The organism is Streptomyces sp. NBC_01591, from assembly GCF_035918155.1.
In the GTDB taxonomy this organism is placed as follows: domain Bacteria; phylum Actinomycetota; class Actinomycetes; order Streptomycetales; family Streptomycetaceae; genus Streptomyces.
The window spans coordinates 5,926,017-5,941,624 of the sequence record NZ_CP109327.1; the positions used below are offsets into that span (position 1 = coordinate 5,926,017).

Sequence of the window (15,608 nt, forward strand, 5' to 3'; positions counted from 1 at the left end):
GTGCGGGGTGAGCTGCTCTGATCTGCGCCATGCGAATACGGACGCGGATGCGGATGGGCAGCGTACTCACCTCGATCGTCACTTCGTTCGTGCTCGCGGCGGGGGCGCTCGCCCCCGCCGCCGACGCACACCCCGCACCACCGGAACAGACCGGCATCCCCCGTCTCACCGACGACCGGGGCCGCACGCTCACCCTGCGGGGATGGAACGTCGAGGACAAGGCGAACCGCGGTGACCAGGCACTGACCGCCATCACCGAGAAGCACTTCCGCGATCTGCGCGACAAGGGCTTCAACTTCGCCCGGCTGCTCATCTTCTGGGACGACCTGGAGCCGCGCCGGGGCCACTACAGCGCCGAGTATCTGCGCCGGATCGACCGGGTCCTGGACTGGGCGCGGAAGTACGACATCCAGGTGCTGCTCGACGCCCATCAGGACGTGTTCGGCCCGGCGTTCGGCCACCGGGGCATCCCGGCCTGGGCGACCCGCACCGACGGTCTGCCCTTCACCCCGCACCCCGAGGACTGGTTCGCGGAGTACTTCGAGCCGGCTGTGCAGCGCGCGTTCACCCATCTCTACGAGGACCCCGACCTCCAGCGCGCCCAGGCGCGGATGTGGCAGGTCGTCGCCGAGCGCTTCCGGCATCACCCCGCCGTCCTCGGCTACGACCTGATCAACGAGCCGATGGGGGAGATGGGTCAGGGCGAGGACCTGCCGACTGCCGCCCGCCGCATCGAGGCCCGGCAGCTCACCCCGATGTACAACCGGCTGGCCCGCGCGGTCCGTTCGGTCGACCGCGGCAACTGGCTGTTCATAGAGCCGACCCCGATCGTCGGCGAGGGCGTACCCACCGGTCTGGGAGCGGTCAGGGACCACCGGACCGTCTACGCCCCGCACTTCTACAACACCGCGATGGAGGCGGGTGCCGACTACGACCCGTCGGCAGGCTGGATCGAGTCGTACGAGGCCGCCGTCACCGCGTACCCGGAGCAGCGGCACATCCCGGTCGTGGTCGGGGAGTGGGGCCCGCTGAACAACAGGCTGCCGCTGATGGGCCGTTTCTACCGGGACGCGATGACCTCCCTGAGCCGCTACACCTCGGGCTGGGCGGGCTATGTGTGGTGCTACGGCGGCGGCTACTGCGCCCTGGACGAGAACGGCGTCTTCGCTGCCAACAAGGACCGGACCGCCACACCGTACGCACCCGCCGTCGCCGGAACCGTCCACTCCGACACCTATGACGACAACGCCCGCGTCTACCGGCTCACTTATACGGCGGGCCGCCACGGCGCCACGGAGATCTCCCTGCCGCCGACGGCCGGGCGGTGGCGGGTCTCGGTGGACGGTCGCGCCGAGGCCCGCCGGCACGGGGGAGAGGTGCGTGTCCATGCCCGCAAGGGGGCGCGTGTCACGGTGACGGTGACCGGGACGGCACGCGGCTGAGCGGTCCGCACACCCCATCTGTCAACTACGGTTGACGGATGGGGCGTGTCAACGTAGGTTGACGTCATGACGGAAGCAACGGATCTTGCCGCGCGCGCCGGTGACCGCGACCCCCGGGTGGGGCTGCGGGCGGTCGCCGCGCTGCGCCGGCTGCTGGAGCAGCTCGAAGCCGTACAGGTCAGGAGTGCCCGCGTGCAGGGCTGGTCGTGGCAGGAGATCGCGGCCGAACTGGGCGTCAGCCGGCAGGCCGTGCACAAGAAGTACGGGAGGCATTGATGTTCGAACGCTTCACCAGGAGCGCCCGGGGAGTGGTGACCGGCGCCGTGAGCCACGCCGAACGGACCGATGCCGCATCGGTCACCGAGGAACATCTGCTGCTCGCACTGCTGGACCGGCCGGAGGGCCGGGCCGCCTTCGCCGCCACCTCGCTGGGTCTCGCGGACCGTCGCACGGCCGTCGAGGCCGATCTGGCCGCGGCCCGCCGCCGCGGCGGGCTGACCCGGGCCGATACGGACGCGCTCGCCGGCCTCGGCATCGATGTGACCGAGATCGTCGCCCGCGTCGAGGAGGCCCACGGGGAGGGGGCGCTGGACCGGGCCCGGCGGCGTGGCACGGGGCGTCGCCCGTTCACCCGTGGGGCGAAGGACGTCCTGACGAAGTCGCTGCGGATCGCGGTGGGGCGCCAGGACCGCTTCATCGGCGACGAGCACCTTTTCCTGGCGCTCACCGCCTGCCCCGGCGTGGTCGCCGACGTACTCGCCGCACATGGCGCGACGTACGGGACGGTGAACCGCGCGTTGTACGGGGACGGGGGAGAGGAGGGGGACGCGGGGCGGTTCAGGAAGGCGGGCTGAGCCCCGGGGCCCGGCGGGTCGTGCCCCGGGCACGCCCCCGCCCCGTCACTTCTCCCCGCCGTCGCCCTTCCGCAGCAGCGCCCCGATGTGGGCCGCCGCCGTCGACAGATGGCGGCGGGCCTGGGTCAGCTGCTCCTCCGTGACACCCCTGTCCCGGGCCGCGTCGCGGATGTCGTCGCGGAAGCGGTCCAGCAGGCGGTCCAGGTCGCGGGCCGGGTCGCCGGTGCCGGCGGTGTCCTTGCCCCAGTCGGGGTCGGCGTCGGCCGGCTCCGGCTTGATGTACGGGGGCCACCCGCCCGTCCTGGCGAAGCCGCCCAGCTGGCCGGTGATCTCGGCCAGCCCCTCCCGTACGCCCGAGGGCCAGTCGCCCCGGGCGAAGTGCTCCTGGACCTGGCGGGCGGCGTTCTGCATCTGCTCGCGCGCCCGGTCCTGGGCCTCCTTGGCCTGGCGGCGGGCCTGCTGGGCGTCCTCGCGGGCGCGGCGGGACTCGTCCTTCGCCCGGCGGGCCTGCTCCTTCCACTCCTGCTTGGCCTTGCGCAGCTCCTCCTTCGCGGCGCGCCACGCCTCCTTGTCGCCGAAGTCCCCGAGGTCGCCGAAGGCGGACTCCCAGTCGCCCTTGCGGCGGGAACCGGAACCCGTGTGCCTGGTCTCGTCCGCCGCGGCCCGCATCTCGCTGCGCAGCTTGCCGGCGGCGCCGCGTACGTCGTCCCGTATCTCGGCGGCCAGCTCGGAGACCGAATCCCGGATCTCCAGTTCCAGATCGGCCAGTTCGCCCGTACGGCCGGCCAGTTCGGCGCGGCCCGCGTCGGTGATCGAGTAGACCTTGCGGCCGCCTTCGGTGGCATGGGTGACGAGGCCCTCGGCCTCCAGTTTGGCGAGGCGCGGATAGACCGTGCCCGCCGAGGGGGCGTACAGCCCGTGGAAGCGCTCCTCCAGGAGCCGGATCACCTCGTAGCCGTGGCGCGGGGCCTCGTCGAGGAGTTTCAGCAGGTAGAGGCGGAGGCGGCCGTGGGCGAATACGGGGGGCATGTCAGAGCACCTTTCCGGTCGGCTCGGCATCGTACGGGGCGTCCTCGGCCGGCGGGCGGCGCAGCAGGGCGATCGATCCCGAGACGGTCGTCGCCCTCAGCTTCCCGGTCCCGGCACCGAGCGTGCCGGTGATCTTCTTCGCTCCCCATTGGCCGCTGACCCGCAGGTCATCGAACCCGTTGGAGACGGAGCCGCTCGCGGTGTTGGCCTCGACCGTCGCGTCCGCCGGGTGCGGCAGCCGGATGGCGACCTCGCCGGAGACCGTGGTCAGCCGGATGTCCGTGGGCTTCCCGGTCGGGTCCAGGTCGAGCACCATGTTGCCGCTGACCGATTCCGCCCGTACCGAGGCCCCGGCGCCCTCGACGACCGTCAGATCGCCCGAGACCGAGTGGAAGCGGAGCTCGCCGGTGACCGACTGGGCCTCCACGCTGCCGGAGACCGTGTCGGCCAGGACCGGCCCCGCGAGCCCGACGAGCGTGGTGTCGCCAGTGACGCCCCGTACGTCCGTACGCCCGCGGATTCCGGACACGACGGCGCCCGCGCCGACGACGCCGACCCCCACCGCCGACCCGGCGGGCACGGCGAGCGAGACGACCGCGCTGCGGTGCCAGCCCTTGCGGTCGAGCCAGTTGAGGAAGCCGTGCCAGGGCAGGTCCTCGTAGGCGACCGTGAGTGTGCCGTCCTCCAGGGTCACGATCAGCGGCGGTCCCTCGACCCCGGAGACCTCCAGCCGGGCGGTCGGCTCCTCGGTGCCGACGACATTGACGGTGCCTCCGACGATGCGCACATTGAGTGACGTCACGGGGTCGTCGAAGGTCAGCTTCTGGGGCTCGGCGATGGCCCATGTCGACGCAGGCATGGATCTGACCTCCCGGGGAGCACGGAATGACGCAACATATCGCGTCTCTTGATGGACACGATATATCGCGGATCGGGGAAGTCAAGGCGCGTCACACGGTGTCGGTGGGTGATCAAAGTGCGCCAAATGTGGGCAAATTGCCCTAGCGTGTGGGGCGTGACCGCGACATCCCCCGCGGGGGCGCTGCTGCTGTGCCGTGCCGAACCGGAGACCGTACGGCCGGTGGCCCATCTGCTGCTCGCCCCCGCCGGGGACGGCTGGTCCGTCCTCGTGCCGGAGGGCTGACCCGCCCGGACCCGGATGCCGGCGCGCGCATCCGGCTGCGCGGGCTGCTCGCCGTCCTGACCCGGATCGGGCTCATCGTCCCGCCCGGCCCAGACGCCGCGCGGCGACGGCAGTTTGACGACAGGGCCTGGACCCGGACACGCCCGGCGACCGGCTGTACGCGGCGGCCGACGGCCGGCCCGAAGCGGAACCGGTCGCCTGGACCGGCTGGCGCGAGGCCGTGAGGGTGGAACTCGACGCGGTCGGGAGCAGCCGCCTCGGCCCCTGGATGTGCGGCCCCAGGACCTGGGGGCTCCGCCGCCGCGGCGGCGGATGGGCGCTCGCGGGGACGCTGCCGCTGGCGCACGGGGCGCTCGGGCTCGCCCACGACCGGATGAGGGGCGCCGAAGGGCCCGGGTACGGGTACGGGCGCGACTGACTACTCGTCCTCGTCCTCGTCGTCGAGGCGGGCCAGCCAGGTCGCGAGGCGCTCGACCGGCACCTCGAAGTCGGGATTGAGATCGACGAACGTACGGAGCTGCTCGGCGAGCCACTCGAAAGTGACCTCTTCCTCGCCTCGCCGCTTCTCCAGCTCCTCGATACCGCGGTCGGTGAAGTACATGCGGCAAGCCTAATGCCTGGTGGCAGCCCCACGAAGGCCGGGAGCGGGTCCCCGGGCCGCGGCTCCCGGCGGCCGCGCGACCCCGCCGAGAACCGGCCCGCACCACCCCTGCGTCCTGGTCCATGTACCTCGCATCGGACGCGTACTGCCGTTAACCTGCGGGTAGTTGGGGAACGGGGGGTTTCATGGGTGACAGTGACGCCCGTATTACGCGCATTGAGATGCCCGACGGTACGGAGGTCTGGGCGCGGATCTCCGGTGCCGAGGAGCTGGCGCAACCCGGATCGGGCCCGTCGTTCACGGACATCGGCGCGGGGAACCTCGCGGATCGGGTGCAGGCCCGGGTCGAGAGCCTGCAGGGCGTCGTGACCAGCGTCGCGCGTTCGCTCGCCGAGCCGCTGCGGTCCGTACGGCCCGACGAGGTAAGCGTCGAATTCGGCATCGAACTCACCGCGAAGTCCGGCAAGGTCGTCGGGCTCCTCGCGGACGGCGAGGCCAAGGGGTCCATCAAGGTCACGCTGACGTGGAGCGGCGGCGGGCCGCCCGTCGATCCGCCGCCCGCACCGGTGCCCGCGCAGGCGTCGGGGCAGCGGGCCACCCCCTCCGCTTCCCCCTCCACTCCTCCCTCCGTTTCTCCTTCCGTTTCTTCCGCCGGGGCACCCACCGGCGCATCGGCGCACGCGAGCGGCACCGGGCCGGACGACGGCAGCGGATCGTGACGCAGCCGCCGGGCGGGGGCGCGTGGCAGAGGCCGAACGGCGCGGAATCCGCGCTGATGAGCCTCGTGAAGGACGCGACGGTGCGCATCCATCGTCCGGAGCCCGGGTATGCCCCTGAAGGATCCGACGGCGACTTCCTGGGGAGCGGATTCTTCATCGCCCCGAGCTGGGTCCTCACGTGCGCGCACGTCGCGATGGAGGGGAGGGGGCGTCAGGTGAACGTGGTGTACAAGACCGCACGCGGCGGCGACGCCGTCAGGGTCGAGGGCACGGTCGTGGCGGCCCTGCCCGAGGAACGGCCCGGCACGGGCGGCTGGCCGGCCCCCGACCTCGCCCTCATCCAACTGCTGCGTCCGGTCGAACACCCCTGTGTGTACCTCAGCGAGCGTTCCACGGGCATGAACCGCGGCGCGTACTACTTCGCGGGCTGGGCGGACGGCGGCGCGGGATCGCTCAAGCGGCTCGGCCGGGAGTGCCGGGTGGTGGGCACTGTCGACGACTGGGCCGACGGCGACGAACAGGTGCTGATCGAGGCGAGCCAGCTGTACGCGGGCATGTCCGGCGGCCCCGTCGTCGACCTGGCCCGGGGCGAGGTCGTCGGCGTACTCAAGTCACGCGCCACCGATACGAACGGCGGTACGGCGATCGGTGTGGAGCGGCTGCGCACGCTGCCCGTGCCGGTCCGGGCGGCCACGGCCGAGTCCGACGACCCGTACCAGGCCGTGTTCCACGCCCACGACCGCTACCACGCCGACCGGCACAACAACCCCGTCGACGACGAGGAGACCTGGGCGGACGTCCAGCGGGACCTGGGCTCCGTGGCCGGCCCGGCGCTCACCCCGCAGCAGCGCGTCGACCTGCTGGGGCGACTCGCCAAGCTACCGCCCCCGGTCAGTACCCGCAGCCTTCTCGACATCCTCGGTGGCCTGGGGTACGGATACCGGACCGTCGGCGTCCCGGCCCCCCGCGGCTGGCGCGACGGGCTGGGCGTCCTGTACGACGCACGCGAGGGCGACGAGGCGCTGGAGCGGATCCTGCGCTACTGCATGAGCGCCATCGCCGCCGAGCGCCCCTACGTGGTGCCGTCCACCAAGCTCGCCGAGGACGCCCTGTGGGACTGGGTGAAGGAGACCGCGGAGGACCGGCTCCGGCGGCCGTTCCGCCGAGAGATGGCCCAGCTCCGGTACCAGGGCCGGTACGACCGGGGCCCCGAACACCTGCGGACCCCCGAGCCGGCCGGCGAACCGGTCCGGCCGCCGAGGTCCCCCTCGTACGTCCTGCTGTATCTGGAGCCCCGTGCCTGGCAGCCGGACCACTACGACTGGCGGGTCGTCGCCCGCCTTTCCGCCGACGATCTGCCCGTGACCGAGAACTACCAGGGAACCAGGGCCGACGAACTGCCGGCCAGGCTCGCCGCCGCCCTCGGGAAGGCGTTCCGGATGTGCGACGAACCGGACAGCCCCGCCATCCTTCAGGTGGTGGTGGAACCGCCGCTGTTCGACCTGGAGGTCGAGAAGTGGCAGCTGCCCGCGGACAGCCGGCCGCTCGGAGTCCAGCGGCCGGTGGTCATCCGCTGCTCGGACGAGCGCCCCGCCCTGTCCGACGACGTCGTCCGCGAGCGCGAAGCGCGCTGGAACCGCATCCACACCGGCCCGATGCGGGCCGCGGTCCTCGACTGCGACGACGGTATGCGGGTACCCGTGCCCGTGACGGCGGAGCTGCGCGGACTGGCGTACGAGACCGTCCCGGTGCTCTGCCGGTACGGCGGCCGGACCGACGCCCGGAGCATCGCGGGGTTCGCGCGGGTACTCGACAGCGGGTTCGACGTGGTCCTGTGGCGGCGCCCGAGGGGCGAACGGACCGCGGCCTGCACGGAGTTCCACCTCCGTGTCGTCGACACGGTCGACGGGGCGGGCGTGGCCGCCCGGCTTCCGCAGAAGATCCATGAGCTGAGAAAAGGGGTGCGCGAGGGCCGTACCGACATGTTCTGGTCGGATGGGATCGCCCTGGTCTACGGCGGTCCGCAACTGCCGCCGCCCGGCCCGTTGTTGCAGGCACCGTGAATCCTCTTACGGGGGGTGTCCCGGATGGCTACGGTGAACCACGTTCGACTGCTGCCCCTGGCGGACGAGTGATGACGAGGAACACGTTATGAGTGAACCCAGCGAGTGGCTCATCTACCGAGGGGCCGGCGAACCGCACGAAGGCATCGAGCAGTTGCCTCCGCCGCCGCCCTGGCGCGACTTCGCGAGCCGCGGCGCCCCGGCCCCCGAGGCGCCGGACGGGGACGGTTCGGCCGACCGGCGCCTCGGCGGCCACCGGCACATCGCCGAACTCCACCGGCCGGGCGCCGAAGAGCTCGAAATGATCAACGCCGCGCTCTATTTGCGGCGTCCGCTGCTGGTCACCGGCACCCCCGGCGCCGGAAAGAGCACGCTGGCCCACTCGGTCGCCCATGAGCTCGGGCTCGGACGGGTCCTGCGCTGGCCGATCGTGAGCCGGACGACGCTGCTGGACGGGCTCTACCACTACGACGCGATCGCCCGGCTCCAGGACGTGCAGATCGCCGCGCACAGCGCCGCGGCCGGCGCGGGCGGCGCCGAGGCCGCCGACGGCGTGGGCAGCTACATCCGGCTCGGACCGCTCGGCACCGCGCTGCTTCCCTCGGACCGGCCCCGGGTGCTGCTCATCGACGAGCTCGACAAGAGCGACATCGATCTGCCGAACGACCTGCTCAACGTGTTGGAGGAGGGCGAGTTCGGCATTCCCGAGCTGGAGCGGATCGCCGACCGGCTGCCCGACGGCGAGGCGGAGGTCCTCGACGACGACGGCAACAAGGTGAAGGTGCGGGGCGGCCGCGTGCAGTGCACGTCCTTCCCGTTCGTGGTGCTCACCAGCAACGGGGAGCGGGACTTCCCGGCGCCCCTGATGCGCCGCTGCATCCATCTGGAGCTCGGGCGCCCCGACCACCAGCGTCTCGCGACCTTCGTACGCGCCCATCTCGGCGACGAGGCGGCGCGCGCCGGGGACGACCTCATCGCCCACTTCCTGGAGCGGTCCCGCAGTGAACTGCTCGCCACGGACCAGCTGCTGAACGCGATCTACCTCACCGACGCCGCCGCCCCGGCCGGCCGCGACCGCCTCGCCGACCTGCTCATCCAGCGACTCGACCGGCCGAGGTGATGTGCTGATGGCGGGCGCGGGGCCCGAGGGCTCCTTCGATGAGCGTGGCGCCGACGACGCAGGGCTCTATCCCGCCTTCGTGGCACGGCTGCGCGAGGCCGGGCTCGACCCCGACGTCGAGCAGCTCCGCGACGCGCTCTGGCTGGCCCGCTGGGCCCGCCACCCGGACGCACCAGCGGCCGAGGACGAGGTGCCGGGGCACGTACCGCCCGTTCGCCTCCCCCCGGAGCGGGTGGACGGGCGGCCCGCCGTCCCCGAGCCCGATGCCGTGGGACCCGCGCGCGACGTGCCGGGCGACGAGCCCGTGCCGCGGGCGGACCCGGGGGACGCGGACCAGCGGATCACCCTCTACCCCGTACCGCGCACCGGCCCCTCGGGCCGCGCTCGTTCCGGTGGCCCGTCCGGGGTGGGCCCGGGTGCCGCCGGGGAGAGGCGCACGACCGCACTCACCTTCGGCGTGCCCGCCGCCCCGGCGCTTCCCGCGGCCCTCGAACTCCAGCGGGCCTTACGGCCGTTGCAGCGCTACCAGCCGCCCTCGCCACCGCTGCGCAGCACCCTGGACGAGACGGCGACCGCCGAACTGAGCGCCCGCGCGGGCGGGTTGATCATGCCGGTGTTCCGTGGCGTGTCCCGGGGCGAGGCGGTCCTGCAATGCGTCATGGACGCCTCGTCCTCGATGCTGGTGTGGGACCGGATGTTCGGCGAACTCCAGCAGATATTCGGCCAGTTGGGTGCCTTCCGGGATGTCCAGGTGCGCTATCTGCACCAGGGGCCCGACGGCGCGGCCGCGGTGAGCCGCAGCCCCGACCCGGCCGCGGCGCCACTGAACTCCGCGGACCGGCTGAGCGATCCGACCGGCCGCCGCGTCACCGTCCTGGTCAGCGACTGCGCCGGTCCGCTCTGGCACAGCGGACGGGCCCACCGGCTGCTGCACCAGCTGGCCGCACAGGCCCCGGCCGCCGTGCTCCAGCCGCTGCCGCAGCGGATGTGGAACCGGACCAGGCTGCCGGTGACCTACGGTTCGCTGTCCCGGGCCGACGGACCCGGCGGGGCCGCCGTGCTCAAGGTCGTGGAGCAGCCGGGTACGGGCCCCGCCGTGCACCCGGGGGCCCTCGCCGTGCCCGTTCTCCCGCCGGTCGAAGGGGCGCTGGCGGCCTGGGCGAGACTGCTCTCCGGCACCGGCTCCGGACAGATCTCCGGCGCGGTCGGCTGGGTGCGGGCCGACCAGCCGGCGGCGGCCGCGCAGCGCCCGGGCGGCGGACTCTCCTCGCTCCAGCTGGTCAGCCGCTTCCGTTCGGCGGCCTCACCGGCCGCCGGGCAGCTGGCCGTCTACCTCGCGGCGGCCCCGCTGCATCTGCCGGTGATGCAGCTGGTGCAGCGCACGATGCTGCCCCACTCGGGCCCCTCCGAACTCGCCGAGGTGCTGCTGAGCGGGCTGCTGACCCGGATCAGGGGCGAGGACCGCGGTGCGTACGACGACGGTGGTGCGTACGAGGACAGCGGCGGTGCGCACGAGGACGGCGGTGCGCACGACGGCCAGTGGTACGAATTCGTGCCCGGCGTCCGGGAGGCGCTGCTCGGCCCGCTGGGCCGCGACGAGGCGCTGCTGGTGCTCAAGCACTGTTCGCAGTACATCGAGCAGCGGTTCGGGAAGGGCGGGCCGAACTTCCCGGCCCTGGCCTTCGCCCAGCTCGGCGAACGCAGACATGTGTCGCCGTCGGCCGTCCTCGGCACGGGCCCCATGGAGAACGGCGCGCCCGACGGGGAGAGCGAAGAGGGTGGCGAGAACGGGGAGAGCGACGCAAGCGGCGGGTCGCGCGTCCCCCATCCCTTCGCCGAGGTCGCGGTCCGCGTACTGGAGCGTTTCATGCCCCTGCCCGAGCAGTTCGTGATGCAGACCGGACGGGGCGGCCACCGGAGCCCCGTCCAGACCCCGAACGCGGCGGTGGAGAGCGCCCGCGCCCTCCTGCGGCAGTTCGAGTCCGACGGCATGGTGCAGTACCTCATCGACGCCGTGCAGCTGCTGCGAGGCGCCGCCGAGCGCGAGGTGCAGCCGGGCGCCGACCCCGGACTGTGGGCGGAGTACTCCCGCTGCGTGCTGCGGCTGTGGGAGGTCCAGGGCGACGCCGAACTGCTCCGCGAGGCCGAGTACGCCGCCGAACGCGCCGCCGCAGACCCCGCGCCGGTACATGAACGGGCCGTACTGGCCAAGGTGTTGCACGCCGCGGCCGACGACCGGCGGCGGCGCGGCGACCGGCGCGGCGCGCTGGAACTGCTGCGCCGCGCCGACCGCGAGTACACGGCCGCCTGCTCGGCCCCCGGCCTGGCGCCCGCCGAAGCCCTCCGGCTGGCGCTGGAACGGGTCCGGGCCCTGGAGGCGCAGTGGCGGCTCGACGGCGACACCGCCCTGCTCCAGGCCGCGTGCGGGATGCTGGAGGCGTTCGCCGACGTCTGGCCCGACCAGGAGAACCGGCCCACCACCCTGCCCCTGGCGCACGGCCGGACCCTGCTGAAGCTGGCCGGGGCCACCGCCGACACCGAACAGTCCCGGGTGTACGCGGGCCAAGCCGCACGCTCCCTGCGCACCGCGTTCGAACAGGGCGGCGGCCGGCATACCTTGGGCACCGAGGTGCGCATCCTGCTGGACCTGGTGGACGCCCTGCTCGGCTCCGGCGAGGAACCGGACGAGGCCGCGACCCTGATCGAGCAGGCCCTGGCGACCGTAGGCGATCAGCGGCTGCTGGCCTCGCTCCGGATCAGGGCCGGCCGGGTCCGGGTCGCACGGTACGAGCACACCGGTGAGCCGGACGAACTCGTCGCCGCCGCCGACTGGTTCGCCCGCGCCGCCCGAGGAGTACCGCGCGACTCGCGGGCCCATGCCGACCTGCTCGCCGAATGGGGCGGCACCCTGCTGCGCCGGGCCCAACTGCCGGACGGGCGCCCGCACATCGGCGCCGCGATCCGGGTGCTGCGCGACTGCCGTACGGAAACGGCGGCGGGGAGCGCCCGCCAGGCCGGACGGCTGCTGATGCTGGGCCGGGCGCTGATGCTCCGGCACCGGGCCACCGAGGACCGGGTCGATCTCAGGGAGGCCGAGCACCTCTTCGGCCTCGCGGCCCAGGAGGCGGCCGACCCGCTGACCGAGGCGCGCTGCTGGCTGGAGCTGGGCCGGTCCCACCTCGACGCCTCCCGGGTGCTGGAGCGTCCGGCCCGGCTCGACGAGGCGGCCGAGGCGTTCCGGGACGCGGCCGAGGCGGCCGGCCGGGCAGAGGCGGAGCTGGACAGTCCGCAACAGCTCGGACAGGCCGTCGAGTTGAGTGCTACAGCCAATCACTGGCGGGGTATGACGTACGAGAGGGCGGGTCGCCCCCGGGCCGCTCGCGAGGCGTACCGGGCGGCCCATCGGGAATGGCGCAAACTGCCGGACGGCGGCGGCGCGGCGGGCGAGTCGACCGCCGAGCGGCTGGCGGAACTGGAACGCTGAGCCGCTCGACGGAGAGCGCTCGGCGGTGCGGTGCGGCCGGTGAGTGCTTCACCAGGCGTAGGCCCGGTCGTGCGGGGCATCCGTACAGGGGCGGTCGGCGCGGGCGGGGCCCGTGCCGGTACACAGGTCAGGGACGCGGGTTCGACGGGGTGCGCTCAAGGGCGAGCACGCCACCGCGAGCACGATGCGGTGTTACGGGGAGGAACGATGAGCGAGACAGCACACCAGGGCATACCGGACGGCAGCGTGTCCGGCGGACCGGACGCGCTGCCGGACCTGCTGGGGCTCGATCTGGAGTCGCTGCGGACGCTGGACCATCCGGTGCTCGCCGAGGTGGTGGCGGATCTGCGCGGGCGGGCCGAGCAGCCGCGGGAGATGCTGTGGGGGTTCACCAACGCCTTTTGAGGCCGCACGATTTCGGTCCGGGGCACGGTTGAACAGGACATCGTGGTGAGGGACACGTTTGCCCGTACGGCAGGCCAGGGATACTCGCCTCGGGGCGGCAACGGGGACCGTACCGGCGGATGTGAACGGCGCGGGGGTGCGGGAGTGTCTCGACAGGCGACGCCGAAACCGCGCCCGGGTGCCGAAATCGGCCGGCTTCCGTTCTCCTTCGGGCAGTTCATCGTCAAGGTGCACGGCCGCTGCAACCTCGCCTGCCACTACTGCTACCTCTACGAGGGCCCCGACCACACCTGGCGCGACCGTCCGGCCGCCGCCGCGCCCGCCGTCCTCGACCGCACCGCGCACCGTATCGCCGAACACGCGGCCACCCACGGACTGCGGGACGTCGCGCTCGTCCTGCACGGCGGCGAACCCCTTCTCGCGGGCGCCGGCCGGCTGGCCGCCTTCGCCGACCGGGTACGCGACCTGACGCCCGACGGCTGCACCGTCCACACCACCGTCCAGACCAACGCCACCCTCCTCACCGAGACCCGCATCGCCACCCTCGCGCGGCACGGCATACGCATCGGCATCAGCCTCGACGGCGGCCGGCCCGCCCACAACAGCCGGCGCACCGACCACGCCGGACGCCCCTCCTGGCCCGCCGCCTCGCGCGGCGCCCGGCTCCTCGCCGACCGGCACCCCGATGCGTACGCGGGCATTCTCACCGTCGTCGACCCGGACACCGACCCCATCGAGATGTACGAGTCGCTGCTCGAACTGCGCCCCCCGGCCCTGGACCTGCTGCTGCCGCACGGCAACTGGACGAACCCGCCACCGGGACTGCCGCGTACCGGCCCCGGCCGCCCGACCCCGTACGGCGACTGGCTCACCACTGTCTTCGACCGCTGGTGGCGCACCGGACGGCGGGAGACCCGGGTGCGGCTCTTCGAGGAGTGCATCGCCCTGCTGCTGGGCCTGCCCGGCGCCACCGAGTCCCTCGGCCTCGACCCCGTCAACGCGATCGTGATCGAGACGGACGGGGCGATCGAACAGGTCGACTCCCTCAAGTCCGCCTACGACACGGCCGCCGCCACCGGGCTCGACGTCTTCCGCCACACCTTCGACGACGCCCTGCGCCACCCCGGCGTCGCCGCCCGCCGGGCAGGCGCCGACGCACTCGCCGCAGGCTGCCGAGCCTGCCCCCTGCTGACCGTCTGCGGGGGCGGTCACTACGCACACCGCTACCGCGCAGAGAACGGCTTCGCCAACCCGTCCGTCTACTGCGCCGACCTCGAACGGCTGGTACGCCATGTCGCCGCCCGGCTGTCCGACGCAACCGCAGGAGAACGCCGATGATCCCCCCACTCCCGGACCACATGCTGCGCCGGCTCGGCCGCACCGAGGGCGACGCCGACACCCTCCGCGTCCTCGTACGCGATCAGGACACCCGCAGGCTCCTGCTGCTGCGGGCCCTGCTCGACGCGGCCGAGGCGGCCCCCGCGGCGGTCTGCCCGCCCCGGGCGCTCGACCGCCTGCGCCAGGACTGGGCGCTGCTGGAGACGGCCGAGCGCGCCGACCGGACTGCCGTACGCACCGTCCTGCTCCACCCCCTCACCGGCCCGTGGGCGCAGCGCTGCCTGCGCGGCCTCTCCGGCCCCGGACCCGCCACCGGCCCCGGACCCGAACTCCGGGCCGACCTCGACCACTTGAGCGCCCTGGCCGCCGCGGCCGCGATCCGTGCCGGAATCCCGTTCACGACCCGGCTCACCGCGCACGGCGGGCTCCTGTCCCTGCCCACCCTGGGCGCCCTGCGCACGGCATCCGAAGTATCCGGCCCGGTCGACATCGCCTTCTCCGACGGCGAACTGACGATGCGTGAGAGCGGTTGTGAATCCATATCGGCACACACGCAGCCGGACGGCACGACCGGCTCGGCAGACCCGCGCTGGCTGCCGGTGCTCGCCCTGCCCGCCGTACAGTCCGGCATCGGACCCGTGCCCCTGGACGACGTCGACCCGTACCGCACCGACGGCAGCGGACTCCAGCGGCACGGGCTGAGCGCCGCCACCCATATCGACGACCACGAACGCAAGGCGTGGGCCGAGTCCTGGGCCGGTGTGGCGCCACTGCTCCGCATCGGCGGCGAACACCGCCTCACCGAGGCGACGGTCCTGCTGCGCTGCCTCGTCCCGCTCGGCCCGCCGCCCGGCTCCGGGCCCACCGGCGAGAGCGCGGCACATTGCAGCGGCACCAGGCGCGAGGCGTTCGGCGCCGTCCTCAGCAGCAAACCGGCCACCCCCGCCTACTTCGCCTCCACCCTCGTCCACGAACTCCAGCACACCAAACTCGCCGCGCTCGCCGCCCTCGTACCCCTGCACCACGAGGGCCCGGAAGCACGCCACTTCGCACCGTGGCGCTCCGACCCCCGCCCCTTCGACGGTCTCCTCCAGGGCGCCTACTCGCACATCGCGCTCGCCGACTACTGGCAGCGGTTCGCGCTCTCCGCGCGGCGCGTCACCCACCGCGACCTGGCCTGGGCCGAGCACGCCCGCTGCCGCGAACAGGTCGGAGCGGTACTGCCCGTGCTGGCCGGATCGGCGGCACTGACTCGCGAGGGCCGGGTGCTGGTCAACGAGATGATCACGCTCTACCACCATCTGGACGATTGCCCGCCTCCTACGGGGCACCTCGCGCGTGCGGAGGCATACGTGGCCACCACGAAGGTGATATGGCAGCAGAGGAACGGCCAGCACAGGCCGTGAGAA

The 15,608-nt window shown here is 73.2% G+C and carries 13 protein-coding genes and 1 pseudogene; 11 read left to right on the plus strand and 3 right to left on the minus strand.

The features are described 5' to 3' along the window. The first annotated feature begins 29 nt into the window (after nt 1-29). From OG978_RS27550 to OG978_RS27560, 3 genes are all read left to right on the plus strand, one after another. Nucleotides 30-1,442 (plus strand): cellulase family glycosylhydrolase, encoded by a 1,413-nt coding sequence (locus tag OG978_RS27550; RefSeq protein ID WP_326767784.1) that lies wholly within the window; start codon nt 30-32, stop codon nt 1,440-1,442. A 66-nt stretch (nt 1,443-1,508) separates the two neighbouring features. After that, on the plus strand, nt 1,509-1,718 hold the full coding sequence (locus OG978_RS27555) for a sigma factor-like helix-turn-helix DNA-binding protein (protein ID WP_014154112.1): 210 nt from the start codon (nt 1,509-1,511) through the stop codon (nt 1,716-1,718). Next, complete coding sequence (locus OG978_RS27560) at nt 1,718-2,296, plus strand: Clp protease N-terminal domain-containing protein (protein ID WP_326767785.1); 579 nt, start codon at nt 1,718-1,720, stop codon at nt 2,294-2,296. The genes OG978_RS27555 and OG978_RS27560 overlap by 1 nt, the downstream gene beginning before the upstream one ends. 45 nt (nt 2,297-2,341) lie before the next feature. Here the strand turns inward: OG978_RS27560 and OG978_RS27565 are convergent, their stop codons facing one another. After that, nucleotides 2,342-3,325 carry a PadR family transcriptional regulator gene (locus tag OG978_RS27565; RefSeq protein ID WP_326767786.1) on the minus strand — a complete coding sequence of 328 codons (984 nt, stop codon included), beginning with the start codon at nt 3,323-3,325 and terminating at the stop codon, nt 2,342-2,344. Between the two features lies 1 nt (nt 3,326). After that, a complete protein-coding gene (locus tag OG978_RS27570; RefSeq protein WP_326767787.1) occupies nt 3,327-4,184 on the minus strand; it encodes a DUF4097 family beta strand repeat-containing protein in 858 nt (285 codons plus the stop codon). 126 nt (nt 4,185-4,310) lie between these two features. On the opposite strand from OG978_RS27570, the pseudogene OG978_RS27575 reads away from it, so the two are divergent. Beyond that, nucleotides 4,311-4,887: pseudogene (locus OG978_RS27575) on the plus strand (hypothetical protein). Here the strand turns inward: OG978_RS27575 and OG978_RS27580 are convergent. Continuing rightward, complete coding sequence (locus tag OG978_RS27580; RefSeq protein WP_003961784.1) at nt 4,888-5,070, minus strand: DUF6104 family protein; 183 nt, start codon at nt 5,068-5,070, stop codon at nt 4,888-4,890. It lies immediately after the preceding pseudogene. 185 nt (nt 5,071-5,255) lie between these two features. Here OG978_RS27580 and OG978_RS27585 point away from each other — a divergent pair, with 185 nt between their 5' ends. The 7 genes from OG978_RS27585 to OG978_RS27615 all read left to right on the plus strand — a co-directional run bounded on the left by OG978_RS27585 (nt 5,256) and on the right by OG978_RS27615 (nt 15,605). After that, entirely contained in the window at nt 5,256-5,789 is a 534-nt protein-coding gene (locus OG978_RS27585) for a CU044_2847 family protein (RefSeq protein ID WP_326767788.1), read from the plus strand. 56 nt (nt 5,790-5,845) lie between these two features. Further along, nucleotides 5,846-7,852, plus strand: a complete 2,007-nt coding sequence (locus OG978_RS27590) for a VMAP-C domain-containing protein (protein ID WP_326767789.1) — start codon at nt 5,846-5,848, stop codon at nt 7,850-7,852. 88 nt (nt 7,853-7,940) lie between these two features. After that, entirely contained in the window at nt 7,941-8,972 is a 1,032-nt protein-coding gene (locus OG978_RS27595; protein WP_326767790.1) for an AAA family ATPase, read from the plus strand. A gap of 7 nt (nt 8,973-8,979) precedes the next feature. Continuing rightward, on the plus strand, nt 8,980-12,456 hold the full coding sequence (locus OG978_RS27600; protein WP_326767791.1) for an SAV_2336 N-terminal domain-related protein: 3,477 nt from the start codon (nt 8,980-8,982) through the stop codon (nt 12,454-12,456). A 207-nt stretch (nt 12,457-12,663) separates the two neighbouring features. Next, on the plus strand, nt 12,664-12,861 hold the full coding sequence (gene fxsA, locus OG978_RS27605) for an FxSxx-COOH cyclophane-containing RiPP peptide (RefSeq protein WP_326767792.1): 198 nt from the start codon (nt 12,664-12,666) through the stop codon (nt 12,859-12,861). A 186-nt stretch (nt 12,862-13,047) separates the two neighbouring features. Beyond that, a complete protein-coding gene (locus tag OG978_RS27610) occupies nt 13,048-14,199 on the plus strand; it encodes an FxsB family cyclophane-forming radical SAM/SPASM peptide maturase (protein ID WP_326770183.1) in 1,152 nt (383 codons plus the stop codon). Further along, on the plus strand, nt 14,196-15,605 hold the full coding sequence (locus tag OG978_RS27615) for an aKG-HExxH-type peptide beta-hydroxylase (RefSeq protein ID WP_326767793.1): 1,410 nt from the start codon (nt 14,196-14,198) through the stop codon (nt 15,603-15,605). Before OG978_RS27610 ends, OG978_RS27615 begins: the two co-directional genes overlap by 4 nt. The last annotated feature ends 3 nt before the right edge of the window (nt 15,606-15,608 follow it).